This is a genomic window from Pseudomonas sp. VD-NE ins (assembly GCF_031882575.1).
Lineage (GTDB): Bacteria > Pseudomonadota > Gammaproteobacteria > Pseudomonadales > Pseudomonadaceae > Aquipseudomonas > Aquipseudomonas fluorescens_BZ.
On record NZ_CP134772.1, the window covers coordinates 1,102,654 to 1,126,406 of the forward strand.

A 23,753-nucleotide genomic window follows, 5' to 3' on the forward strand; every position below is an offset into this window, starting at 1 on the left:
ATCGGACGATCTTTCAAGGGGCGCAGATTACTTCGCGGCTTTTGTCGCTTTTGCTGGCTTGGCCGGTGCTTCAGCAGGTTCCGCCACTTCAGCATTTTCGACTGACTCGGCCGGTGCGTTGATCAGCTCAGACAATGCATCCGGCTGGCTCTTGAACGCCCGGGCGAACACATCGCGATTCTTCGCCATGTAGATCCCGGCTTCTTCCACTTGCTGTTCAGTCAGGGACGGAACGGCTTTTTGCAGCACATCGGCCAGATATTCGGCCAGTTCGAGCATTTTGTCATGACGGTCAGCTTCGGCTTTATCCATGAACAAGCGCTCCAGATCTCGGCTGCTGCGGTATACCACTTCGACGGCCATTCACCACCTCACATGCCTTCACATTAAGTTGTCTTGACGACTACTGTATCCATATACAGCGAAAAGGATAAGCGAATCCCTGCGCCATGGGTAGTGGCTTTTCAATGTAGACCGGATTTCGGGTTTGTCAGGGAGACCGTGTCGCTGCATTCGCGAGCAGGCTCGCTCCCACAAAAGCACAGCGGTGCGACCAAACGCCACGGCGCGGGTTTGGCGGCGGCTCGCCATGATGGCGTGGCCTCTGTTCTGCATGAAAACCCGTTACGTGCAGAAAACCGTCACGTCCAACACGCATCATCCGCTCGCATTCGAGCTAAGGAACATCATCGTGAAAATAAACTGGGCCGAGAAACTGCGGCAAAACGTGCATCAACTGGCCGAGTCCCTGGGCAACCTGTTCGTCGAGACCTTCCACTATCTGGCGCTGTTCGCCATCGGTGCGGTGACGGCGTGGGCGGCGGTGATGGAGTTTCTCGGGATGCTCGAGGAAGGCCACATCAAGATCGATGACATTCTGCTGCTGTTCATCTATCTCGAATTGGGGGCGATGGTCGGGATCTACTTCAAGACCAACCACATGCCGGTGCGCTTCCTGATCTACGTGGCGATCACCGCGCTGACCCGTCTGCTGATCTCCAACGTCTCGCACCACAACCCGCCGGACATGGGCATCATTTACCTGTGCGGCGGGATTCTGCTGCTGGCGTTCTCGATTCTGGTGGTGCGTTACGCCTCGTCACAATTTCCTTCGGTTAAGATCGAGAAACCGCAGCGCAAACTCGGCGCCGGTTCCAGCGAGCATCCGGAAGTCGAGAAGGGCGAGCTTTAAAGCCCGGCCACTTGTCCGGGCTGGCCGTTGACGCGTGGCGGTGGCGGGGTCAGCCCGGCGCCGCTGGTCATGGCTTCGAGGATTGCCATGGCGCTGTGGCCTTGCTCGATGGCTATGCCGAATTGAATGCTTTGCACCAGCCGTTTGAGCCGCGCGGGATCGTTGCGCTGCTCGGCGCTGATCATGCGTTTGGCGACGATTCGGCCGCTGTTGGACAGGGTCAGCATGATGCTGCCGTCCAGACCCTGAATGCTCAAGTTGATCTGATAGTCCGGCGCGAAGGCATCGGTAATGATCTGAAAAGGATTGTCCATGATGCGTCACCGCCTGATTGAACGTGCAGTTGTTGACCGGCCGTGATCGGGTTGGTTCGCCAAACCGGATCACCGGCCATTCCGTGGTCTGTATTTGTTGCTTCATGTAGGAGCTGTCGAGTGAAACGAGGCTGCGATCTTTTGCTCTTCAGTGTTTTGATTTCGGTCATGAAGAGCAAAAGATCGCAGCCTGCGGCAGCTCCTACAGGGGCTTAGCAAGGGCTGTGCCGGGAAAATTGTCGAACAATGAACACGGGCATAAAAAAGGCGAGCCGCTTGGCTCGCCTTTTTTAACAGCCCGTTTTCAGGGCAGAACCGAGTAGATGATCGCTGACAGTGCAATCAGGCCGATCAGCACCACAAACACGTTGGACACCTGCCCTGAATACTGGCGCAAGGCCGGCACGCGGCGGATGGCGTACATCGGCATCAGGAACAACAGGCAGGCAATCACCGGCCCGCCGAGGGTTTCGATCATGCCGAGGATGCTCGGGTTGAAGGTCGCCACGGCCCAGCAGCTGAGGATCATGAACATGGCGGTCGCGCGGTTCAGCCAGCTCGCTGACATGACCCGGCCACGGCTGCGCAGGCTTTTCACGATCATGCCCTGGAAGCCTTCGCTGGCACCGATGTAATGGCCGAGGAAGGATTTGGTGATCGCCACCAGCGCAATCAACGGCGCGGCGTAAGCGATGACCGGGGTCTGGAAGTGGTTGGCCAGGTACGACAGGATCGAAATGTTCTGCGCCTTGGCCGCTGCCAGATCCGCCGGCGACAACGCCAGCACGCAACTGAAGCAGAAGAACATTACCGTCACCACCATCATGCCGTGGGCCATGGCGAGGATGCCGCTGCTCTTGCGTTCGGCCTGCTCGCCGTAGCGTTGTTTCTGCTCAACCGCGAACGCGGAAATGATCGGCGAATGGTTGAACGAAAACACCATCACCGGAATCGCCAGCCACATTGTCTTGAAGAAAGCGGACATTGGCATGGCTTCTTGGGCGCTGGCGAAAAACGCACCATTCCAGTTTGGAATCAGGCTGAGTGCAAGCAACAGCAACGCGGCAACAAACGGATAAACAAGCACGCTCATGGCTTTGACGATGACGCTTTGGCCGCAGCGCACAATCGCCATCAAACCGAGGATCAGCGCCAGCGAAAGGATCGCCCGAGGCGGCGGGGCGATGTGCAATTGGTGTTCGAGAAAGCTGCTCAGGGTGTTGGTCAGCGCCACGCTGTAGACCAGCAGGATCGGGAAGATCGCGAAAAAATACAGCAGCGTGATCAGTTTGCCGGCGCCGATGCCGAAGTGTTCTTCGACCACTTCGGTGATGTCCCCGGAGCGCCCGGACAACACAAAACGGGTCAGGCCCCGGTGGGCAAAAAACGTCATCGGGAAGGCAAGTACAGCCAGAATCAGCAACGGCCAAAAACCGCCGACACCGGCGTTGATTGGCAGAAACAATGTACCGGCACCGATCGCGGTGCCATACAGGCCAAGCATCCAGGTAGTGTCGAATTTGCTCCAGCCCTTGTGGGCCGTTTCTGTGTTGAGTGTGCGGTCCACCGCGGGATTTTCGGCAGCAGGTGTACGTACATCGGTCATCGGTATCGCCTCGTTATTATTTTTGCTCGGGCTCACGGTTGGCAGACCGTGGGGTGCGGTCTGCCGGGGCGGTCAGGGAATGCGCCTCAGCATTCCACCCAGCTCACGGCCAGGCCACCCCGTGAAGTCTCTTTGTATTTGTCGTGCATATCGGCGCCGGTATCGCGCATGGTGCGGATTACCCGGTCGAGGGAAATGAAGTGTTTGCCGTCGCCGCGCAGGGCCATTTGCGTGGCGTTGATCGCTTTCACGGCGGCGATGGCGTTGCGCTCGATGCACGGCACTTGCACGAGGCCACCGACCGGGTCGCAGGTCAGGCCAAGGTTGTGTTCCAGGCCGATTTCGGCGGCGTTTTCCAGTTGTTCCGGAGTGGCGCCGAGCACATCAGCGAGGCCGGCAGCGGCCATCGCGCAGGCCGAACCGACTTCACCCTGACAGCCGACTTCGGCGCCGGAGATCGAGGCATTCTTCTTACAGAGAATGCCGACGGCGGCCGCGCCGAGGAAGAAAGCGACGACATCATCGTCAGACGCGTCCGGATTGAATTTCATGTAGTAGTGCAGAACGGCCGGGATGATCCCGGCTGCACCGTTGGTCGGCGCGGTGACCATGCGCCCGCCGGCCGCGTTTTCTTCGTTGACGGCGAGGGCGAACAGGTTGACCCATTCCATTGCCGACAGCGTCGAACTGATCACGTTCGGCTTGCCGATCTCCAACAGGCTGCGATGCAATTTCGCGGCGCGGCGCGGCACGTTCAGACCACCGGGCAGAATCCCCTCGTGGCGCAGGCCTTGTTCGACGCATTCGCGCATCACCGACCAGATGTGCAGCAGACCCTGACGGATCTCCGCGTCGGTACGCCACGCGCGCTCGTTGGCCATCATCAGTTCGGACACGCGCAGGTTGTGCTGTTTACACAGCGACAGCAGTTCGGCGGCGCTGGAGAAATCGTACGGCAACACCACATCGCCGGCCGGTGCGACACCGGACTCCGCTTCTGCCGCTTCGATGATGAAACCGCCGCCAATCGAGTAGTACGTCTGCTCGAACAACTCGGTGGTTTCGCCAAGGGCTGTCAGGGACATGGCGTTGGGGTGGTAGGGCAGGCTCTCGTCCAGCAGCAGGAGATCACGTTGCCAGTCGAAGGCAATTTCTCTCTGACCGGCGAGGGACAGTTGGCCTGACTCGCGTAGTTGCTGGATACGTGGATCGATGGTCGCCGGATCGATGCTGTCCGGCCATTCGCCCATCAGGCCCATGACCGTGGCTCGGTCGGTGGCGTGCCCGACGCCGGTGGCCGACAGTGAGCCGTATAAACGGATTTCCACACGGCGCACATCGTTCAATAAACGTTGATCAATCAGCGCCTGAGCGAAGGTCGCTGCCGCGCGCATCGGACCGACGGTGTGGGAACTGGACGGACCGATACCGACTTTGAATAGATCGAAAACACTGATAGCCATGCTAAACCCTTACAAGCAATGGAGTACGAATCGCTGCCATTTTTTGTAGGACAAGCGCAATGTCGGCGATACTGCCTACCTCGGTCCTACGTGACTAACGAAACTTCCTAAGTAAGCCTTTAGCAGGACTAAACGATGAGTCGTCAATTGCATGCCCAGACCTATGTCTGGCTGCAGGTGTTTTCCTGTGCCGCACGGCACCTGTCGTTCACCCGTTGTGCCGAAGAACTGCACATCACCCCGGGGGCGGTCAGCCAGCAGATTCGCCAACTGGAAGAACGCCTCGGCTTTCGCCTATTTCATCGGCGCGCGCGCGGTGTCGAGCTAAGCGCGGAGGGGCAGCGGCTGGCCATTACCGTCAACGAGGCGTACGGCAGCATCGATGCCGAATTGCGTCGACTTGATGCCGGAATGATCAGCGGGATTTTGCGCGTGCGCTCGATTCCGTCGTTCCTCAGCAAGTGGCTGACGCCGCGTTTGCCACGCTTGCAACAACGCTATCCGGATATTCAGCTACGGCTGGTCGCCGAGGACAGCAGCGTGCCATTGCACGAGGGTGACTTTGATTTGGCGATCGATTTGAACGACGGCAGTTATCCGGGATTGTTATCCACAGCCTTGCTCGACGAGCAGATTTTCCCGGTGTGTGCGCCGAGTTTGCTGCGCGGGCGACCGCCACTGCATGGGCCGGCGGATCTGGTGCATTTTCCGCTGTTGCACGACATCACCGCCTGGCGTGGCAGTTATGAATACGCAGAGTGGGAATTCTACTTAAACGCGATCGGCTTCGAGGGTGCCGACGTACGGCGCGGACACACGTTCAATCGCAATCACCTGACCATCGAAGCGGCGATCGCCGGCATGGGCGTGGCGATTGCCCGCCGCACGTTGCTTAACGATGAGCTGGAGCGGGGGACGTTGATTGTGCCGTTCGGCCTGTCGGTGCCCAATCACAAACGCTATGTGTTGCTGTATGCGCCGGGGGCGTTGAGCCATCCGGGCGTGCGGGCTGTGCATGATTGGCTGGTCGAGGAGGCGGGGATATTTCGTAGCTTGCACCCGTTGAATGACGGGCAATTGTGAGCAAATTTTGCCGGGTTGCGGGGCGACCCAACTCCCGACCTTACCAGTGCTTTGCTCGGATGTCCGGCTTTTTTTGCGAATGAATATTTATCTTTTTTCAGGGGTTGAAATGTTCGCCGGTCGGGCCGATTGTTGTAACCAGGAGGTCAGGAAATTCAACTCAAGGCCTCTCACGAGCTAGCTGAAATAAGGGATGAACTATGCAAATCCAAGTCAACAGCGATAACCATATTCAAAGTAGTCAACGACTGGAGGAGTGGGTACGTACAACCATTGAGAGCACGCTCGAACGTTATGAAGAAGACCTGACCCGTGTCGAAGTCCACCTGAGCGACGAGAACGGTGACAAACCAGGTCCCCATGACTTGCGCTGCCAACTGGAAGCGCGGCCAAAAGGCCATCAACCGATTTCCGTGACCCACAAGGCCGATTCGCTGGAACTGGCGATCGACGGCGCTGCCGAAAAACTCGAGCACGCACTGGAGCACCTGTTTGGCAAACTGCGAGGTAAACCACGCGCCGCTGTGGTGCCATTTAGCAAGGCGAATGATGCTCTGCTGGAGGAAGAATTCCTTGAGAATGAACAGGCAGCGATCAACAGTTGATGCGCTGATTTTATAAGCCACTCAATGAGAACGGGCCTGCGGAAGCAGGCCCGTTTTTGTTTGTGGCGGTTTTTGCACAGGGCACAAGAGCGCGGCCCCTCACCCCAGCCCTCTCCCTCCGGGAGAGGGGGCCGACCGAGGTGTCTTATGAGTTACATCGACCTGAAAGACGGCGTCGATTATGGATTCAACAAAGCAATTTCAGGTCTACGGAAATCGTGAGCATCTCCCGGTCAGCCCCCTCTTCCTCTGGAAGAGGGGGCCGACCGAGGTGTCTGGCGGGCTACATTGACCTGGAAAACCGAGTCGATTATGGATTCGGCAAAGCAGAATCAGGTCGGCGTAGCTCGCAAGCATCTCCCAATCAGTCCCCCTCCCTCCGGGATAGGGGCCGACCGAGTCGTATTGCGGGATACATCGACCCGGAAGACTAGGTCGATTATGGATTCGGCAAAGCAGAATCAGGTCGGCGTAGCTCGCAAGCATCCCCCAATCAGTCCCCTCTCCCAGAGGGAGAGGGTTAGGGTGAGGGCATTTTTCGATTCGCCGCAATTCTTATGATCTGCTCCAGTACGTCATCCATCTGCTGAGCCACCTCAAGATTACTGAAACGCACGACTTCAATTCCCTTTTGATTCAGATAGTGCGTCCGTCGCTGATCATGAATCACTTTCCGCGTTTCATAGTGCTGACCGCCGTCCAACTCTATCGCCAACTTCAGCTCGGCGCAGTAAAAATCCAGCACGTAAGGCGGACAGGGAAACTGTCGACGAAATTTCAGATTGGCGATTTGGCGGGAGCGGAGCTTTTGCCAGAGCAGGTGTTCGCAGTCGGTTTGATTAACACGTAGATGGCGGGCGAACTGAGCGAGGGTGGGGCGAGTTTGCATGCTTCACGATCCTTGTGAAGTTGGTTTGAAGTTTTACTGTAGACCATGACTTGCTGACTTGCTGACTTGCTGACTTGCTGACTTGCTGACCCGCTGACCCTCACCCCAGCCCTCTCCCGGAGGGAGAGGGGGCCGACCGAGGTGTCTTGCGGGGTACATCGACCTGTAAGACCGAGTCGATTATGGATTCGGCAAAGCGGTTTCAGGTCGAGTCGATTATGGATTCGGCAAAGCGGTTTCAGGTCGAGTCGATTATGGATTCGGCAAAGCGGTTTCAGGTCGAGTCGATTATGGATTCGGCACAGCACGTTCAGGTCGGCGTACCTCGCAAGCATCCCACGATCAGTCCCCTCTCCCTCTGGGAGAGGGCTAGGCGGGCGGCGTTCCGATGAGGGGCTTTTCAATCCTCAGAACGCCACAGAAGTCTGCACATAAACCGTCCGCGGCTCACCCACATACTTACCCTTGTTGTTGTCATCAAACGAACGCGTGAAGTACTGCGTATTGAAGATGTTCTTCACCCCCACCGCCACGTTCAGATCCGACAACTGCGGGCCGAAGTCATACCCCGCACGGCTGCTGAACAGCATGTAGCCCGGGATCTTGCCGGTGCTGCCATCGGCACTTTCTTTCGAGGTGTTGGCGTTGTCGGCGAACTGGTCGCTCTGGAAGCTGCTATCCAGATTCAACTTCCACGGACCTTCGGTGTAACCGACGCCAATCGTGCCTTTGTGTTTCGACGAGAACGGTACGCGGTTGCCCTTGTTTGGCCCGTCTTCGCGGATGGTTGCGTCGACATAAGCGTAAGTGGCGTAGACATCGAAACCGGCGAGCGCCGGGCTCAAGTCATCCAGCGCGTAATTGACGCTGGTCTCGATCCCTTGATGGCGGGTTTCGCCACGGGCGATCACCGAATCGTTGGTCTGGTTGCTTTCGTACTGGTTATCGAAGTTGATCAGGAACGCGCCGATTTCCGCACGCAACGCACCGTTGTCATAGCGCGTGCCGAGTTCCCAGGTGCGCGCCTTTTCCGGTTTCACTTCGCCGCTGGTTACGCGGTTGGGCATCTGGCTGTATTGCACGCTGCCGAACGAGCCTTCGGTGTTGGCGTACAGGTTCCAGCTGTCGGTCAGGTGATAAAGCACGTTCAACGCCGGCAGCGCGGTGTTGTAGTCGCCCTTGTATTTGACGTTGGTCAGATTGTTGGTTTGCTGCGACTCGATCATCTCGTAGCGCACGCCCGGGGTGATCGTCCATTTGCCGATGTCGATGCGATCGTCGACGAAGAACGCATTGGCCTCGGTGCCGCCACGGGTGTCGCGGTCGTTGCGGCTGGCGGTGGTCGGGTATTCGTTGCTGCTGATCGGCGTGCGATAGCGCAGTTCGTGGCCAGCCTCGTTGATATAGCGGTAGCCAACGCCGACTTCGTGGCTGGTCGGGCCGAGGTCGAAGCCTTGGGCGAAACGGGTTTCCAGGCCGCGCACCCAATACTCGCGCGGCGACAACGAAAGGAACGTGCCCTGATCCAGATAACCACTGCGCAGGGTCTTGGTGAAGAATGTATTGGCGGTGAATTCGCGGCGATCTTCCTGATAGCGATAGCCGAAATTGAACATCGTGCGGCGGCCCCAGAACTGGTCTTTCGGCCGTGTCGACTGGTACGGATCAGCGTCGTAATCGGCCACGTTCAGACCGCCTGGCATGTCCGCCTTGCCTTCGTAATACTGGGCCATGGCGTTGAAGCTATTGGCTTCGTCGAGCTGGTATTTGCCCTTGAGGATCAGGTCGTCGATTTCAGTGTCGCTGTGTTCGCGCCAGTCGCCGCCACGGGTTCCGGAATACAGCAATGCGCCGCCGAGGCCATTGGCGTTAGTGCCGCCGGCCAGTAGATTGGCGCTGGTCTTGAAGCCGTCGTGGCTCGACGATGGGCTGGTTTCCGTCTGGAAGCCACCCTTGACCGTTGGCTCGTCAGGAATCGCCCGGGTCACGAAGTTGACCACGCCGCCGACGTTCTGCGGACCATAACGCACGGCGCCACCGCCGCGCACCACGTCCACGGCATCCATGTTGCCCATGCTGATCGGCGCGAACGACAGTTGTGGCTGGCCGTAAGGCGCGAACGGCACCGGAATGCCGTCCATCAACACTGTCGAGCGCGCGGCCAGGCGCGGATTCAACCCACGAATGCCGAAGTTCAGCGCCATGTCATGGCTGCCGGTGCCGTTGTTTTCCGGGGCGTTGACGCCAGGGATACGGTTGAGCACATCACGGGCCTGCGTTGCGCCCTGACGTTCGAACTCTTCGCGACGGATCACATCACGGGCACCGGGATGTTCGAAGACGTTGATTTGCGCAGCATCGCCGAGCCAGTCGCCGACGACTTTCGACGTGTCCAGTTGCAGCGCGGCATCCGCCACCGGTTGCAGGCTGAACGCATTGTTGCCCTCGGCGCGCGCTTGCAGACCGGTGCCTTCGAGCAGCGCATTCAAACCTTGTTCGGGCGTGTAGCTGCCCTCCAGACCTCGACTTTGCACACCGCTGGTGACTTGCGAACCGAATGAAATCAACACGCCTGCTTCACGACCAAACTGGTTGAGAGCGTTCTCCAGCGACGATGGCGCGATGTGATAAGCCTTGGCATCAGCGGCCAGCGCGGCGGGCAGGGCGGCGAAGCTCAGACTGGCGCCGAGGACGAGATTGCGCAGGCTACGGGCCAGTGGCGTGAGGCGAGTGGGGTGCATGTGGATGATCCTGAGAAGGTTGAATCAAGGGGGCTTTCCTTCTCTGTCACGCCAGATCTGAAAAACGGCTCATTTATTTTTCAAAATCAAAAGATCGTCCGATCGCGGCCCGAGCCTTCGGACGATCTTTTGATTCTGCTGCTTTAAACCCGTGCTTCGACGCTCACCCAGTAACGGGTAAAGCGCTTCACCTTCACCGGCAAACTGATTTCCAGCAGATCGAGAATCCGCTCGCTGTCGTCCAGCGGATAAGTCCCTGAGATCAGCAGATCGGCAACGTCTCTGTCGCAATTGAGCTGGCCGCGACGGTAGCGAGCCAGTTCATCGAGGAAGTCGCCCAGACGCATATGCGCCGCCACCAGCATGCCGTCGGCCCAGGCGCCGCTGTTGGCGTCCAAAGGCTTGGCTTCGGTGACTGAAGCAGAGGTAAAACTCAACTGACGCGCGAGCGGCAGCAACATCGGCGCGCGTCCGTTGCTGCTCAGCTCGACCCGGCCTTCAAACAGCGCTACCTGCGTGTGATCGGCAAATTGACGCACATTGAGGCGTGCGCCGTGAGTTTTCAGAGTGCCTTGAGCCGTGCGCACTTCGAACGATTGCGCGGCAGTCAGGAGGATTTCGCCTTCGAGCAAGCGGATCAGTCGCGCCGAGGTATCCACATCGGCGGCACTGGCGGTGTTGAGTTGCAACTGATCGCCGGCGCCGAGCGCCACTTTGCGCCGTTGCCCGATCGGGCTGCGGTAATCGGCGAACAGCGACGGCAGTGGGGTGTGTTCGCGCATGCCCCAGGTCACCGCCGAACCGGCACCGAGAATCAGCAGCAGTTTCAGCGCCTGACGACGGCTGCCGGACTTCGGCCCGTTCAACGCCGCGTGTGCCAGCGGCGAAGACACACCGCGCAGACGCTGATTGACTCGTTGAATATGCTCCCACGCTCGCCGATGTTCACTGTGCGCCTCCAGCCATTGTTGCCAGGCCTGTTGCTGGCGCGGGGAGAGCGTGCCTTGCTGCATTTCCATCAACCAATACACGGCCTGTTCAGCCACTTGGGAGGAGAAATCCGGCGCGCGGTTCATAGGGCGAAGTAGCAGCGCATCGCCGCTTTGTTCAAATGACGTTTGACCGTGGCCACAGAGATGTCGAGTTCAGCGGCGATCTGTGGATACGTCAGGCCATCGACCTGCGCCAGCAAAAAGGCGCGTTTGACCTGACGCGGCAAACCGTCGAGCAATTCATCCAGCTCCATCAGGGTTTGCAGGATGATCGCCTTGTCTTCTTCCGACGGCGCGACCATGTCCGGCATCTGCGCCAAGGTGTCGAGGTAAGCGCGTTCGACATCCTGACGGCGGTAATGATTGAACAGAACGCGCTTGGCCAACGTCGTCAGAAAGGCCCGCGGCTCTATGATCACCGGTGGTTCGCGGGCGGTCAGCACCTTGATAAACGTGTCCTGTGCCAGGTCCGCCGCGCTGTCCGGGCAGCCGAGTTTGCGCCGCAGCCAGCCAGTCAGCCAACTGTGATGAGCCTGATAGAGCGATTCGACGGGATGGGCGGACGACAACGGTATTACTCCGGGCGCTTGCTGGCGCGGTAGAGAGTATGCGTTAGAGAACAAGAACTGTTCGCATTGTAAGGGGCGAAACGCTTAACCGGCAATCAGATGCTTTTGCGTATGAGAATATTTATCATTAATATTGCTCGCCTGTAGGTTCGGCTGATCGGCCGGACGTTTTTCGTTTCAGGGTCGAAACATGAAAGGCAAACTCGCCACACTTCCCATGTCCTATCGTCTGGCCGTCACCTCACGGGTGTTGGCGGCGGTGTTTGGCGGCTATCTCGTTGCGGCGCTGGCCAGTGTCACCCTGACGCTGTGGCTGCCGTTGAGCCGCGCCGAAGCGGTGGTGACCGGCATGACCATTTCCTTTCTGGTCTATCTGGTGGCGGTGCTCTGGTGTTTTGCCTGCCGCACTGCGTGGTCGGCTTGGGTCGGCTTGCTGGTGCCGAGCGTGATTCTGGCGACCATCTCCGGCGCGGCGCGTGGATTGGGGCTGGCATGAAAGAGGGCTTCCGTCAGGCGATGGCCTGGCTGCACACCTGGACCGGACTGCTGTTCGGCTGGTTGCTGTTCGCGATTTTTCTGACCGGGACGCTGGCCTATTTCAAAGATGAAATCAGCCACTGGATGCAGCCGGAAATCCCCGCGCGATCGGTGAGTGTCGAGACGAGCCTGACGCTGGCCCAGGATTATCTGCTGCAACACGCGGCGGGCGCGTCACGCTGGCTGATCGATTTGCCTGATGCGCGAGATCCCGGCCTGACCGTGCGCTGGCAACAAGCGCCGGCCAATCCCGGCGAGCGCGGGCGCTTTGAATCGAAAACCCTCGACGCGCAAACCGGCGCCGAAGTACAAGGCCGCGCAAGCATGGGCGGCGAATTCTTCTACCGTTTCCATTTCCAGTTGCAAATGCCTTATCCGTGGGGCCGTTGGCTATCGACCATCGCGGCCATGGTGATGTTTGTCGCGCTGATCACCGGGATCATCACCCACAAGAAAATCTTCAAAGACTTTTTCACCTTCCGCCCGCGCAAGGGCCAGCGTTCCTGGCTCGACGGGCATAACGCGGTGGGTGTGCTGGTGCTGCCGTTTCACTTGATGATCACCTACAGCAGCCTGGTGATTTTCATGTCGATGGTCATGCCGGCGAGCATCGTCGCGTCTTACGGCAGTGACGTGCGCACGTTTTATGACGAAGTTTTCCCCGCTTCGAAGACCCCGGAGCGCGCCGATATCGCTGCGCCGTTGACGTCCATGGCGCCGCTGTTGAGCAAAGCCAGCGAGCAATGGTCGGGCGGCCACACGGCGCGCCTGTCGGTGAGCAATCCGGGGGACGCCAATGCCACCGTGGTGCTGTCCCGTGCCGGCGATCGCGTGGTACATGATTTTGGCCGCGCCGTGACCTTCAACGGTGTGACCGGGCAGATGCTCGGCAGCACTCCGGAACAACCGATGGCGATGGCGGTGGGTGGTGCGTTCTATGGTTTGCACATGGGCCACTTTGCCGGGCCGCTCTTGCGTTGGCTGTATTTCATTTGTGGTCTGGCCGGCACGGCGATGATCGGCACCGGGCTGGTGATCTGGCTCGGCAAACGTCAACTCAAACACGCCAAGAGCGGTGTGATGCCATTTGAATTGCGCTTGGTTGAAGTGCTGAACATCGCCAGCATGGCCGGGCTGGTGTCGGCGGTGGCGGTGTTCTTTCTGGCTAATCGTCTATTGCCGGTGAGCCTCGCCGGGCGCGCGGATTGGGAAGTGAACGCGTTCTTCATGGCCTGGGGCCTGAGCGTGCTGCACGCGCTGTTACGGCCGGGGCGCAAGGCCTGGATTGAACAGCTTGTGCTCGGTGCCGCGCTGTTTGTCGCGGTGCCGCTGATCAATGCGCTGACCACCCCTTGGAATCTCGGCGTCACCTTGATGCAGAGGGATTGGGCATTGGCCGGTTTTGATCTGACCTGCCTCGCAAGCGGTTTCTTCCTGGCTTGGGCCGCGTGGAAAATGCAGCGCGCCGGCAACACCGTCAGCGTTAAAAAGCCCCGCCGCGAACAGGCTCGGCCGATCACCCTTGAGCAAGGGGCGAACTGATGCTGTTGCCGTTGTTGCTCAGCTACGCCGGATTCACCGCGTTGTGCCTGGCGATGCCGCGTCACCATGATGAATTGCTCGGCCACAAACCGACCAGGCGTCGGCGGCAGGGCCTGACGTTGGCCGGATGGTTGATGCTGAGTCTGTCGCTGTGGGCCGCCGTTTCTGCCAACGGCTGGAGCTTTGGCCTGGTCGACTGGTTCGCCGTGCTGATGCTCAGCGCCTTGGCGTTGGTGTTGTTGCTGCCATATCGCCCGCGTTTCGCATTGGCGCTGGCCGGGGTCGGTTTGCTCGCCAGCCCGGTTGCTGCATGGGCGCAGTGCTGAAGTGCTGATCGGTCTGCCGCCGGAATCCCGCGACGACGAGCCGCGCGGGGCGCGTGCGCATTTTCTTCAGGTGTTTTTGTCCCAGCGTTCGCAAATGGAAGCGCTGGTGAACCGGCGCGTCGGTTGTCGGGCGACGGCAGCGGACCTGGTGCAGGATCTGTTTCTGCGTTTCTGGCGGCGCCCGCTGGTGCAGGTCGAAGAACTCAGCACTTATCTTTTGCGCTGCGCCGGCAACATCGCGATCGATCATCTGCGCAGCGAAGGCACGCGCACGCGGGTCAACGAAGGCTGGCAACCGGACGCGCCGCACAGCCACGGCAGCGAACCACAAGCAGCGCTGGAAGCGGGCAATGATCTGAAGCATGTCGAAGCGGCGTTGCGCGCCTTGCCCGAGCGCACCCGACAGATCTTTTTGCTCAATCGCATCCACGGCCGCAAATACGCGGACATCGCCAAAGCCATGGGCTTGTCCCAAAGTGCCGTGGAAAAACATATGATGCGCGCCCTCGAGGCCTGCAAGGCCAGCCTGCGCGAACCCGCGCCATGCCTGCCAGGGAAAGCACCGTGAAGCCATCTGACTCCATTGTTCCGACGCCCGCGCAAGAGCAGGCCGCGTTTGCCTGGCTGAGCTTGCTGCATGACCGGCCGAGCGCGGGCGATCAACTGACCTTCAGCCAATGGCTGCGTGCCGACCCGGCGCATGCAGAGGCTTACGCGCAGGCGCAGGTGCTCTGGGAACTGAGCGAAAGTCCGGCGCGCACATTGGCCGATGAAGAGGCCTTGGCATTGCAGGGCTATCTCGATGCGATGGATCGCCCGCGCCGTCCGCAGCTTTTGCGTTGGTCGGGCGCACTGGCGATGGCGGCGTGTCTGTTGCTGATGGTCAGCCTCGGCACGGGTTGGCAACCGCAGCGCTGGATCGATGAGCTGGGCGCCGATTATGTCTCGGCGCCCGGTGCAATCCGCACGGTGACGCTTGCCGATCACTCGCAAGTGACGCTGGATGGCGACAGTGCGATTGCCGTGGATTTCAGTCGTGGCGAGCGGCATGTGCAGTTGCGCCGCGGTGCCGGTTTCTTCAGCGTTACGCATACGGGGGATCCGTTTGTGGTCGCGGCGGAGAAGGGCGAGGCACGGGTGCTTGGCACACAGTTCGAAGTGCGACTGCAACCGCATGGTGCGCAGGTCACGGTGTTGTCGGGGCGCGTTGGCGTGACGGCGGATCGTGGTGGTGAACAACAGATTCTCACTGCCGGCCAGCAGGTCGCTTACGGCGAAGGTTCGGCGCAAAAGCTTCACGCGGTGGACAGCGAAGCGCAACTGGCCTGGCGTCAGGGCTGGCTGACTTACTACAAGTCGACGCTGGCCGATGTGGTCGAGGATCTGCGCCGTTATTACCCCGGGCGGATTGTGCTGCTCAACGATGAGCTGGCGGCGCGCAAGGTCAGTGGCAGTTTTCCGAGCAAGGATCCGCAGGCGGTGCTCAGTTCCCTGCAAGGGGTGATGGGGTTCGAGCAGCATCAGGTGTTGGGGCATCTGATTATTTTGCGTTGAGGCCAAGTCAAAAGATCGCAGCCTTCGGCAGCTCCTACATTGGAATGCGATCCCTGTAGGAGCTGCCGAAGGCTGCGATCTTTTGATCTAAAAAAATATTTTCAGATTTGTGGTGAGGTAAACCCGAGCCCCATCCGTGTAGTGACTGAAACTGCGAGTCATTCGCATCCGTTGCGGTTCTACACAGGTCATTGAGCAATGAAGTCCAGGGCAAAATCGGGTTCGGTCAAACAATGGTTAGGCGTTTCGGCATTGAGCTTTTCGGCATTGGCGCTGTTGCCGATGAACGTCGCGCTCGCCGCTGAAACCGCCAGCAGTCAGGCGCAAAAGCAGTTCAACTTTTCCCTGGCCGCCAAACCGCTGCCGCAAGCCTTGAGCGACTTCAGCCGCGTCACCGGGCAGAGCGTGGTCTACACCGACGAAGCGCCGTACGGCCTCACCGCTCCGGCCGTCAATGGCCAGATGAGTGCCGAACAGGCACTGCAACGCTTGCTCAGCGGCTCCGGCCTCAACCTCCGCCGCACCGACAGCCACACGTTGGCGCTGGAGCCCAAGCCTACCGAAGGCGCGTTGAATCTCGGTGCCACGACCATCACCTCGACCCGCGACGAATCGATGAGTTATCAGCCGCCGGAAACCAGTTCGGTGATGCGCTCCTCGGCCTCGCTGCAGGAAATCCCGCAGACCGTCAACGTCATCCCGGGCCAGGTCATCCGCGATCAGGCGCCGCGCAATCTTGATGATGCCCTGGCCAATGTCAGTGGCATCACCCAAGGCAACACCTTGGGCAGCACGCAGGATTCGGTGATGACCCGCGGTTTCGGTGACAACCGTAATGGCTCGATCATGCGCGACGGCATGCCGATCGTGCAGGGTCGTGGCATGAACGCCACCGTCGATCGTGTTGAAGTACTCAAAGGCCCGGCCTCGTTGCTGTACGGCATTCAAGACCCGGGTGGCGTGGTCAACCTGGTCAGCAAGAAGCCGGAATTGACGCAGTACAACGCGCTGACCTTGCGCGGCTCGACCTACGGCGACAGCAAGAACGGCAGCGGCGGCACCCTCGACAGCACCGGTCCATTGGGCGATTCCGGGCTGGCCTATCGCATGGTGCTCGACCACGAAGACGAAGACTACTGGCGCAACTTCGGCACCCACCGCGAAACCCTGATCGCCCCATCGCTGGCCTGGTTTGGCGAGAGCACCAAGCTGTTGTTCGCCTACGAGCACCGTGAATTTCTCACGCCGTTCGACCGTGGCACGCTGATCGATCCGCGCACCAATCACCCGCTGGACATCTCGCGCAAAGAACGTCTGGACGAGCCGTTCAACAACATGGAAGGCCGTTCGGATCTGTATCACTTTGAAGCCGATCACGAGCTCAACGACGACTGGAAAGCGCACTTCGGTTACAGCTGGAACCGCGAAACCTACGACGCCAGCCAGGTCCGCGTGACCGCCATCGACACCAAAAAAGGCACGTTGACCCGCAGCATGGACGGCACCCAGAACGCGATCAGCACCGACCGCTTCACCACCGCCAGCCTCGAAGGTAAGGTCAACGTGCTGGGCATGCAGCATGATCTGGTGTTCGGCGTCGATGACGAGTACCGCAAGATCTACCGCGCCGACCTGATTCGGCAGAAAAGCCTGACCACCTTCAGCTACCTCAATCCGGTGTATGGCCGTGAAGTTGCCGGCACGACCGTCAGCGCCCCCGACAGCGCGCAGACCGATGAACTGCGCAGCGATTCGGTGTTTATGCAGGACTCCATTCACCTCAACGACCAGTGGATTCTGGTTGCTGGCGGGCGTTTCCAGGAATACGACCAGTACGCCGGCAAAGGTGTGCCGTTCAAGGCCAACACCGACAGCAACGGCCAGAAGTTCGTCCCGCGCGCTGGTCTGGTGTATCGCTACACCGACGCCTTGTCGTTCTACGGCAGCTACACCGAATCGTTCAAACCCAACTCGACCATCGCCCCACTGAGCGGCAGCAGCACCGTGCTCGACGGCAGCATCGCGCCGGAAGAAGCCAAGTCGTGGGAGCTCGGCGCGCGGCTGGACATGCCGGGGCGTGTCACCGGCAACATCGCGTTGTTCGACATCAAGAAGCGCAACGTGCTGGTGGCCAACTCCGAAGGCCCGACGACGATCTACAGCGCGGCCGGTGAGGTGCGTTCGCGCGGTCTGGAAATGGACCTGACCGGTCAGTTGAGCGACCACTGGAGCATGATCGGCAGCTACGCCTACACCGATGCCGAAGTCACCGAAGACCCGGACTACAAAGGCAAGCGCCTGCAAAACGTGGCGAAGAATTCCGGCTCGTTGTCGGCGGTGTATGACTTCGGCAGCGTGATCGGTGGTGACCAGTTGCGAGTGGGGGCTGGAGCGCGTTATGTCGGTGAACGTGCAGGTAATGCGGTGAATGATTTTGATCTGCCGAGCTATACCGTCGCCGATGCGTTTGCTACTTACGACACCAAAGTCGAGGGGCAGAAGGTCAAGTTTCAGCTCAATGTGAAGAACCTTTTTGATCGCACTTACTACACTTCGGCGGCGAGCCGGTTCTTTGTGTCGATGGGGGACTCGCGGCAGGTGTCGCTGTCCAGCACTTTGGAGTTTTAGGGCAAGATCAAAAGCCCCTCACCCTAACCCTCTCCCCGAGGGAGAGGGGACTGATAGGGGGATATTGGAGAACTGCGCCGACGTGATCGATCTTTACCGAATCCATAATCGACTCGGTCATTCAGGTCGATGTACAACGCCAGACACCTCGGTCGGACCCCTCTCCCTCCGGGAGAGGGCTGGGGTGAGGGGAGAAGGGCTCAACGCAAAAACGCCTGCCGATACTCCCCCGGCGTCCCCCCCAAAACCTGCTTGAACCGATTGGTGAAATGACTCGCGCTGGCAAACCCGCACGCCAGCGCAATCTCACCCAATGGCAGCGCCGTCCCGCGTAACAATTCCCGTGCCCGACTCAAGCGCCGCGCCAATACATATTGATGCGGCGGCAGGCCGAAACTTGTGCGGAACATCCGCGCAAAGTGGTATTCCGACAGCGCACACAACCCGGCCAGTTGCCCCAGGCTGATCGGCTCGCCCAACTGACTGTCGATGAACTCCACCAATTGCCGACGCTGGTGTGGCGCCAATCCGCCCTTCAAACGCAAACCCTGACGCGCGCCGACCTGGCTGAGCAAGGTGTGGCTGATCAGTTCATGGGCGAGGCTACTGGTCAGCAAGCGTTCAGCAGGCTCGTCCCAATTCAGCGTCAGCAACTGCCGGAAGCGTTGCGCCTGTTGCGGGTCTTCGAGAAAGGTCTGCTCGCGCAACTGCATCTCGCGGGGTTCGCGATCAAGCAGCGTGACGCAACCGAGGGCGAATTGTTCGGCGCTGAAGTACAGGTGCGCGAGGCGGATATCGCCGTTGATTACCCAGCCTGATTCATGATCGGCCGGCAGAATGCAGAGCTTGTCCGGCCCACCTTTCTGGCCGGGTTGATCACGACGAAACGTGCCGGTGCCGCCGGCGATGTAGCAGGACAACGTGTGGTGGGTGGGCGCTTCATAATCCTGCGCATCGTGGTGGTTGGTCCACAAAGCGGCAGACAAGCCGTCACCAAGCTCGGCACTGTGCACAAGGCGTGCATTGGGCGAGCTGTTCAACGCTTGAAAGACTTGCAGGGTATCGATGGCGGCCATGGTCGGTTCTCTTCAACGCCTTGCATCCTACTCCGTAGACACCGCGCTGCCAGCCTGCCGCCAGACAAATGCGCAAGATTATGCAAGCGCGCAAGCCTGGCCCGGGCAGACACTCAAGGCCTATCGAGGAGTGTATGCCATGAACCTGTCGTTGTATTTGTTGACCGTGCTGATCTGGGGCACCACCTGGATTGCGCTGAAATGGCAACTCGGCGTGGTAGCGATTCCGGTGTCGATCGTCTATCGCTTCGGCCTCGCCGCGCTGGTGCTGTTTGTGTTGTTGCTGCTCAGCCGCCGGCTGCAACCGATGAACCGCCGTGGACATCTGATCTGCGTGGCGCAGGGGTTATGTCTGTTTTGCGTCAACTTCATGTGTTTCCTCACCGCCAGTCAGTGGATTCCCAGTGGTCTGGTCGCGGTGGTGTTTTCCACCGCGACGCTGTGGAACGCGCTGAATGCGCGGGTGTTCTTTGGCCAGCGCATCGCGCGCAATGTGCTGATGGGCGGTGCGCTGGGGCTGTTCGGCCTGGGCATGTTGTTCTGGCCGGAACTGGCCGGGCATCACGCCAGCCCGCAAACCTTGCTGGGGCTTGGTCTGGCGCTGTGCGGCACGTTGTGTTTCTCGGCGGGCAACATGCTGTCGAGCCTGCAACAGAAGGCCGGACTCAGACCACTGACCACCAACGCCTGGGGCATGGCCTATGGGGCGGCGATATTGTCGGTGTGGTGCCTGGTCAAAGGCATTCCATTCGACATGGATTGGTCGCCGCGTTATGTCGGTGCGCTGCTGTATCTGGTGATCCCGGGTTCGGTCATTGGCTTTACCGCGTATCTGACGCTGGTCGGGCGCATGGGGCCGGAGCGCGCGGCGTATTGCACGGTGCTGTTTCCGGTGGTGGCGCTGAACGTTTCGGCGTTCGCGGAAGGTTACCAATGGACAGCGCCGGCGCTGGTCGGGCTGGTATTGGTGATGCTGGGCAATGTGCTGGTGTTTCGTAAACAGAAAGCAGTGGTGGCCCCAGTACAGGGAAAGTTGGCTTGAAATAAACGAGCGCTGAACTTCAGCGCTCGACTTTCAATGTGATGTAAATCATCACCGGGAAGATGAAGTCAACAATGTGCCGTGCCCAGTCCTTCGCATTCCATGATTGCGAAGTGTCCATGTCAAACCATTCCACACCCACAGTTTGCAGGCATACGTAATAAATGAAGATGGCCGCGAGTATACCCATGATCGAAAACTTTTTCGCCTCATGGAATACTTCTGCGGAGGCGTTGATGTTGCGATACAGCTGATAGGTGCCGATCAGGCACAACACGGTATACGTGACTTCCAGTGTGATGACGAACCAGTAGATCCGGTGATGAATCATCGGTGATTCAATGGCTCGGTACTTGATGGTTTCACTGGCGGTGGTGGTGTCCATACTCAGGATATGAGCCACGTAGGTGTAGTTTGAATTGTAGTCGGTGAAGTTGTGGAACATCACCAGCACGCCAAAGAAGCTGATGTAAGCCATCAATATGACTTTGCTGTAACGAATAAGTTTGTCGGTTGTCAGGGTGTTCAAGATATTGGCTCTCCATAGCGTTTGTCGATTATTCGACAGGCAGGCAGAGCTTATAATGCTGTTGTTTAATTGGCTTTGTTGTTCAATTTCAAGTTGTGTAAGGCATAACTAACGGGCAAGTGCAGTGTTGCACTTGCCCGTGGCTTTTTATCCGCGCCAGACTTGCGGGTTGACCAAGTCCTGCGGGCGCTCGCCGAGCAGGGCGCTGCGCAGATTGGCCAGCGCACGATTGGCCATGGCTTCGCGGGTTTCATTTGTCGCCGAGCCGATGTGCGGCAGGGTCACGGCATTGCTGAGGTGGAACAGCGGCGACTCGGCCAGCGGTTCTTTTTCGTACACATCAAGGCCGGCGCCACGAATGCGCTTGTTTTGCAGTGCTTCGATCAGGGCCGGTTCATCGACGACCGGGCCGCGAGAGATGTTGACGAGGATGGCGCTCGGTTTCATCAGCGCCAGTTCGCGATGGCTGATGTGGTGGCGGGTCTTGTCGCTGAGCGGCACTACCAGGCAGACGAAGTCGGCTTCGGCGAGCAGTTGGTCGAGGCTGCGAAAGTGTGCGCCGAGTTCCTGTTCCAGTTCGGTCTTGCGGCTGTTGCCGCTGTAGATGATCGGCATGTTGAAACCGAAGCGGCCACGGCGGGCGACGGCGGCGCCGATGTTACCCATGCCGACAATGCCGAGGGTTTTGCCGTGGACGTCACAACCGAACAGCGGGGCGCCGACGCTGGCTTGCCATTGGCCGGCCTTGGTCCAGGCGTCGAGTTCGGCGACGCGGCGGGCGCTGCTCATGATCAGGGCAAAGGCGAGGTCGGCGGTGCTTTCGGTGAGCACGTCGGGGGTGTTGGTGAGCATGATCCCGCGTTGGTTGAAGTAGTCGAGGTCGTAGTTGTCGTAGCCGACGGAGACGCTTGAGACGACTTCGAGTTTTGTTGCGGTTTCGAGTTGGGCCTGGCCGAGTTTGCGGCCGACGCCGATGAGGCCGTGGGCGTGGGGCAGGGCTTCGTTGAACTGGGCGTTGATGTCGCCGGCTTTTGGATTGGGGACGATGACGTCGAATTCTTGTTGCAGGCGTTCGATCATGGGCGGGGTGATGCGGCTGAAGGCCAGGACAGTTTTTTTCATCGTTTTTGGCTCTTGTTCGGGCTTGATACCAAGCACGCTAACATTTCTGGCTTGGGGTTGTCTTGGCGGCCTCTGGGCCGACCATGTTGTGGTTGTTCGGTGTGTATATCCGTTTCTTCGGTAACGGCGGCTTAGGGTTTCGCCCTGACGGCGACTCACTTTTTTACAAGCGCCTAAAAAAGTAAGCAAAAAACGCTTGCTCCTGCGTGCGGCCCGCTCGCTGGGGCTCGGGGTTCCTTCGCTGCGGGATCGATCCGGGCGCAGCGTCTCCGGTTTGCTTCGCTGCACCTCCTCTTGCTGTGTTTGGCTGCGCCAAACGGTCGCTGCGCTCCCACGCCCGGATCAATCCCTCCACTCAGCCTTCCGACGTCGCTCGTGGATCAAGATCAAGAGCAGGCGAGCTGACACTCGGCCTATTGAGTGGTGAAGAGCGGGTGTTCGGCTTTGGATTTGTGGTGGATTTGCCCCTCACCCCAGTCCTCTCCCGAGGGAGAGGGAGCCGATTTTTGAGCTTTTCGAAGTGTGTATGTTCGACTCGGTATTTCACGTCGGCGTAGCTCTCCCAACCAACTCGGTCAGTCCCCTCTCCCTACGGGCGGTCCGACGTTTCGGGAGGGTTAGGGTGAGGGGCTTTTGATCTGATTCAGAATCTGAGTTCGACTCGGTATTTCACGTCGGTGTAACTCTCACAAACGCCACCGTCAGTCCCCTCTCCCTACGGGCGGTCCGACGTTTCGGGAGGGTTAGGGTGAGGGGCTTTTGATCTGATTCAGAATCTGAGTTCAACTCGGTATTTCACGTCGGCGTAACTCTCCCAAACACCGCGATCAGTCCCCTCTCCCTCTGGGAGAGGGCTAGGGTGAGGGCTTTTAGCTGTTTGCCGGAGATTGGGAGATTTCGTGGTTATCCAGCACCCGATTCACCGCCAGTTCAGCGAGCATGATGATCTGCTGAATCGCCAGAATCGTGCGCCGTTGCGGCAAGTCGATGTAGGCGGCGATGTCGCTGGTCATACGGCTGCCTGCGCGAGTAATTCGCAGGCGTGGACCAGCAGGCTTTTGTGGCCCTTTTCGGGGGAGATCTGGAACACGGTGGCTTTGGGGAAGCGGTATCAACATTGGCTGATACCTGCTTGTGCCTGCACTTGGGTCAGACTTTGCGACCTACCTTTACCCCTCGATAGTTTCAAGGCCTTTGACATCAATCTGACCATCATGAACTTGATGCAGCTCATTTGTGTCGAAATCTACAAAACTGAAGTTGAAGGCTGCCTTGAAAATTCCTTTGGCGATGTTGAACTCTTCTACAACTATAAACCCTGCATTTTTAGCGCTTGTATAGCCTTTTGTATGTGAGCCTGATGTATATGAAAATCTGAATGGAGAGGGAAAGTGCTTTGTGCTGAATTCATGCCTTCCAGGCTTAATGTTTGCGTCAAAAGTGAGGTTGATAGTGAATGAGTCGGTAGAGGATTTCTGATAAGTGGCTTTTAGCGCGACTACATTATTATCGGTAACAAAATGGTCAGGTTTTCCTTCGAACTTGTCGGTGATGTAGTCTTTGTTTAGTTTGGCAATTACAGTGCCTTCACCTGATTTCTTAAGTTTGTCGAGTTTCAGATCTTTAATGGACATGTCTTGCTCCTTCAAGGTTAGGTCGGTGTGACGACATCCATTGTTCGGCTGAAGCGATAAAAGCGCTACTGTCAGATCTGACAGGTTTCCTATATCGATTGGCTATTAAATTTAATCGGAAAATGATTTTTGGAACTTGATTGCCCACTCCAGGTTTGCGTCCATTGGACGATGCTTAAATTGTGTCAGGCCGTCATCCGGCATCATTCAAGGGAGAGGGAGCCGATTTCTGAGCCTTTCAAAACCTGAGTTCGACTCGATATCGCACGTCGGCGTAACTCGTCCAAACACCTCGATCAGTCCCCTCTC

At 58.8% G+C, this 23,753-nt stretch carries 21 protein-coding genes and 2 pseudogenes; 10 read left to right on the forward strand and 13 right to left on the reverse strand.

Translation table 11 applies throughout. From position 1 onward, the window contains the following. Window positions 1-108: 108 nt before the first annotated feature. Window positions 109-363: pseudogene (locus RMV17_RS04680) on the reverse strand (YebG family protein); the annotation flags it as partial. A gap of 328 nt (window positions 364-691) precedes the next feature. Here RMV17_RS04680 and RMV17_RS04685 point away from each other — a divergent pair. Continuing rightward, window positions 692-1,192, forward strand: a complete 501-nt coding sequence (locus RMV17_RS04685; protein ID WP_026000737.1) for a phosphate-starvation-inducible protein PsiE — start codon at window positions 692-694, stop codon at window positions 1,190-1,192. Here RMV17_RS04685 and RMV17_RS04690 read toward each other — a convergent pair. The 3 genes from RMV17_RS04690 to RMV17_RS04700 all read right to left on the reverse strand — a co-directional run bounded on the left by RMV17_RS04690 (window position 1,189) and on the right by RMV17_RS04700 (window position 4,575). Then, complete coding sequence (locus tag RMV17_RS04690; protein ID WP_311885891.1) at window positions 1,189-1,506, reverse strand: DUF3509 domain-containing protein; 318 nt, start codon at window positions 1,504-1,506, stop codon at window positions 1,189-1,191. The genes RMV17_RS04685 and RMV17_RS04690 overlap by 4 nt on opposite strands. A gap of 304 nt (window positions 1,507-1,810) precedes the next feature. After that, the gene (locus tag RMV17_RS04695; protein WP_311885892.1) at window positions 1,811-3,112 is read right to left on the reverse strand and encodes a serine/threonine transporter; all 1,302 of its coding nucleotides are present in this window, start codon (window positions 3,110-3,112) and stop codon (window positions 1,811-1,813) included. 86 nt (window positions 3,113-3,198) lie between these two features. Next, window positions 3,199-4,575, reverse strand: coding sequence for an L-serine ammonia-lyase (locus tag RMV17_RS04700; protein WP_311885893.1), 1,377 nt, complete (start codon window positions 4,573-4,575; stop codon window positions 3,199-3,201). Window positions 4,576-4,710: 135 nt separating this feature from the next. On the opposite strand from RMV17_RS04700, the gene RMV17_RS04705 reads away from it, so the two are divergent. Beyond that, window positions 4,711-5,658, forward strand: a complete 948-nt coding sequence (locus RMV17_RS04705; protein ID WP_007914183.1) for a LysR substrate-binding domain-containing protein — start codon at window positions 4,711-4,713, stop codon at window positions 5,656-5,658. 200 nt (window positions 5,659-5,858) lie between these two features. After that, entirely contained in the window at window positions 5,859-6,263 is a 405-nt protein-coding gene (locus RMV17_RS04710; protein ID WP_095125420.1) for an HPF/RaiA family ribosome-associated protein, read from the forward strand. A gap of 520 nt (window positions 6,264-6,783) precedes the next feature. Here the strand turns inward: RMV17_RS04710 and RMV17_RS04715 are convergent. From RMV17_RS04715 to RMV17_RS04730, 4 genes are all read right to left on the reverse strand, one after another. Next, the gene (locus RMV17_RS04715; protein WP_034154536.1) at window positions 6,784-7,152 is read right to left on the reverse strand and encodes an endonuclease domain-containing protein; all 369 of its coding nucleotides are present in this window, start codon (window positions 7,150-7,152) and stop codon (window positions 6,784-6,786) included. A gap of 407 nt (window positions 7,153-7,559) precedes the next feature. After that, entirely contained in the window at window positions 7,560-9,893 is a 2,334-nt protein-coding gene (gene fecA, locus RMV17_RS04720; protein WP_311885894.1) for a TonB-dependent Fe(3+) dicitrate receptor FecA, read from the reverse strand. 143 nt (window positions 9,894-10,036) lie between these two features. Beyond that, window positions 10,037-10,969 carry a DUF4880 domain-containing protein gene (locus RMV17_RS04725; RefSeq protein ID WP_311885895.1) on the reverse strand — a complete coding sequence of 311 codons (933 nt, stop codon included), beginning with the start codon at window positions 10,967-10,969 and terminating at the stop codon, window positions 10,037-10,039. After that, window positions 10,966-11,454, reverse strand: coding sequence for a sigma-70 family RNA polymerase sigma factor (locus tag RMV17_RS04730; protein ID WP_150792387.1), 489 nt, complete (start codon window positions 11,452-11,454; stop codon window positions 10,966-10,968). The genes RMV17_RS04725 and RMV17_RS04730 overlap by 4 nt, the downstream gene beginning before the upstream one ends. Window positions 11,455-11,644: 190 nt before the next feature. Between RMV17_RS04730 and RMV17_RS04735 the strand changes: the two genes are divergently transcribed. The 6 genes from RMV17_RS04735 to RMV17_RS04760 all read left to right on the forward strand — a co-directional run bounded on the left by RMV17_RS04735 (window position 11,645) and on the right by RMV17_RS04760 (window position 18,041). Continuing rightward, window positions 11,645-11,950: a DUF3649 domain-containing protein gene (locus RMV17_RS04735; protein ID WP_016986986.1), complete on the forward strand. Its 306-nt coding sequence runs from the start codon at window positions 11,645-11,647 to the stop codon at window positions 11,948-11,950. Next, window positions 11,947-13,533 (forward strand): PepSY-associated TM helix domain-containing protein, encoded by a 1,587-nt coding sequence (locus RMV17_RS04740; RefSeq protein WP_311885896.1) that lies wholly within the window; start codon window positions 11,947-11,949, stop codon window positions 13,531-13,533. The genes RMV17_RS04735 and RMV17_RS04740 overlap by 4 nt, the downstream gene beginning before the upstream one ends. Continuing rightward, window positions 13,533-13,859 carry a DUF3325 domain-containing protein gene (locus tag RMV17_RS04745; protein ID WP_311885897.1) on the forward strand — a complete coding sequence of 109 codons (327 nt, stop codon included), beginning with the start codon at window positions 13,533-13,535 and terminating at the stop codon, window positions 13,857-13,859. Before RMV17_RS04740 ends, RMV17_RS04745 begins: the two co-directional genes overlap by 1 nt. A 1-nt stretch (window position 13,860) precedes the next feature. Next, a complete protein-coding gene (locus RMV17_RS04750) occupies window positions 13,861-14,427 on the forward strand; it encodes an RNA polymerase sigma factor (RefSeq protein WP_311885898.1) in 567 nt (188 codons plus the stop codon). Beyond that, window positions 14,403-15,413: a FecR family protein gene (locus tag RMV17_RS04755; protein WP_409373113.1), complete on the forward strand. Its 1,011-nt coding sequence runs from the start codon at window positions 14,403-14,405 to the stop codon at window positions 15,411-15,413. The genes RMV17_RS04750 and RMV17_RS04755 overlap by 25 nt, the downstream gene beginning before the upstream one ends. A 198-nt stretch (window positions 15,414-15,611) precedes the next feature. Further along, entirely contained in the window at window positions 15,612-18,041 is a 2,430-nt protein-coding gene (locus tag RMV17_RS04760) for a TonB-dependent receptor (RefSeq protein WP_311885900.1), read from the forward strand. Window positions 18,042-18,241: 200 nt separating this feature from the next. Here RMV17_RS04760 and RMV17_RS04765 read toward each other — a convergent pair whose 3' ends face one another. After that, on the reverse strand, window positions 18,242-19,117 hold the full coding sequence (locus tag RMV17_RS04765) for a helix-turn-helix domain-containing protein (protein WP_108226207.1): 876 nt from the start codon (window positions 19,115-19,117) through the stop codon (window positions 18,242-18,244). Window positions 19,118-19,256: 139 nt separating this feature from the next. On the opposite strand from RMV17_RS04765, the gene RMV17_RS04770 reads away from it, so the two are divergent. Continuing rightward, on the forward strand, window positions 19,257-20,159 hold the full coding sequence (locus RMV17_RS04770; protein ID WP_311885901.1) for a DMT family transporter: 903 nt from the start codon (window positions 19,257-19,259) through the stop codon (window positions 20,157-20,159). A gap of 19 nt (window positions 20,160-20,178) precedes the next feature. Here the strand turns inward: RMV17_RS04770 and RMV17_RS04775 are convergent, their stop codons facing one another. The 4 genes and pseudogenes from RMV17_RS04775 to RMV17_RS04790 all read right to left on the reverse strand — a co-directional run bounded on the left by RMV17_RS04775 (window position 20,179) and on the right by RMV17_RS04790 (window position 23,444). Next, entirely contained in the window at window positions 20,179-20,688 is a 510-nt protein-coding gene (locus RMV17_RS04775; RefSeq protein WP_311885902.1) for a DUF2165 domain-containing protein, read from the reverse strand. A 147-nt stretch (window positions 20,689-20,835) separates the two neighbouring features. After that, a complete protein-coding gene (locus RMV17_RS04780; RefSeq protein ID WP_311885903.1) occupies window positions 20,836-21,810 on the reverse strand; it encodes a D-glycerate dehydrogenase in 975 nt (324 codons plus the stop codon). An 869-nt stretch (window positions 21,811-22,679) separates the two neighbouring features. Further along, window positions 22,680-22,900 (reverse strand): annotated as a pseudogene (locus tag RMV17_RS04785) (DUF6124 family protein); the annotation flags it as partial. Between the two features lie 79 nt (window positions 22,901-22,979). After that, entirely contained in the window at window positions 22,980-23,444 is a 465-nt protein-coding gene (locus RMV17_RS04790) for a hypothetical protein (RefSeq protein WP_311885904.1), read from the reverse strand. Between the last annotated feature and the right edge of the window lie 309 nt (window positions 23,445-23,753).

Coding starts and splice junctions, on each gene's coding strand:
- RMV17_RS04705 (WP_007914183.1), top strand. CDS start 4,711: ATGAGTCGTCAATTGCATGCCCAGACCTATGTCTGGCTGCAGGTGTTT.
- RMV17_RS04700 (WP_311885893.1), bottom strand. CDS start 4,575: ATGGCTATCAGTGTTTTCGATCTATTCAAAGTCGGTATCGGTCCGTCC.
- RMV17_RS04745 (WP_311885897.1), top strand. CDS start 13,533: ATGCTGTTGCCGTTGTTGCTCAGCTACGCCGGATTCACCGCGTTGTGC.
- RMV17_RS04755 (WP_409373113.1), top strand. CDS start 14,403: ATGCCTGCCAGGGAAAGCACCGTGAAGCCATCTGACTCCATTGTTCCG.
- RMV17_RS04710 (WP_095125420.1), top strand. CDS start 5,859: ATGCAAATCCAAGTCAACAGCGATAACCATATTCAAAGTAGTCAACGA.
- RMV17_RS04735 (WP_016986986.1), top strand. CDS start 11,645: ATGAAAGGCAAACTCGCCACACTTCCCATGTCCTATCGTCTGGCCGTC.
- RMV17_RS04690 (WP_311885891.1), bottom strand. CDS start 1,506: ATGGACAATCCTTTTCAGATCATTACCGATGCCTTCGCGCCGGACTAT.
- RMV17_RS04770 (WP_311885901.1), top strand. CDS start 19,257: ATGAACCTGTCGTTGTATTTGTTGACCGTGCTGATCTGGGGCACCACC.
- RMV17_RS04695 (WP_311885892.1), bottom strand. CDS start 3,112: ATGACCGATGTACGTACACCTGCTGCCGAAAATCCCGCGGTGGACCGC.
- RMV17_RS04765 (WP_108226207.1), bottom strand. CDS start 19,117: ATGGCCGCCATCGATACCCTGCAAGTCTTTCAAGCGTTGAACAGCTCG.
- RMV17_RS04740 (WP_311885896.1), top strand. CDS start 11,947: ATGAAAGAGGGCTTCCGTCAGGCGATGGCCTGGCTGCACACCTGGACC.
- RMV17_RS04760 (WP_311885900.1), top strand. CDS start 15,612: ATGAAGTCCAGGGCAAAATCGGGTTCGGTCAAACAATGGTTAGGCGTT.
- RMV17_RS04715 (WP_034154536.1), bottom strand. CDS start 7,152: ATGCAAACTCGCCCCACCCTCGCTCAGTTCGCCCGCCATCTACGTGTT.
- RMV17_RS04790 (WP_311885904.1), bottom strand. CDS start 23,444: ATGTCCATTAAAGATCTGAAACTCGACAAACTTAAGAAATCAGGTGAA.
- RMV17_RS04780 (WP_311885903.1), bottom strand. CDS start 21,810: ATGAAAAAAACTGTCCTGGCCTTCAGCCGCATCACCCCGCCCATGATC.
- RMV17_RS04725 (WP_311885895.1), bottom strand. CDS start 10,969: ATGAACCGCGCGCCGGATTTCTCCTCCCAAGTGGCTGAACAGGCCGTG.
- fecA (WP_311885894.1), bottom strand. CDS start 9,893: ATGCACCCCACTCGCCTCACGCCACTGGCCCGTAGCCTGCGCAATCTC.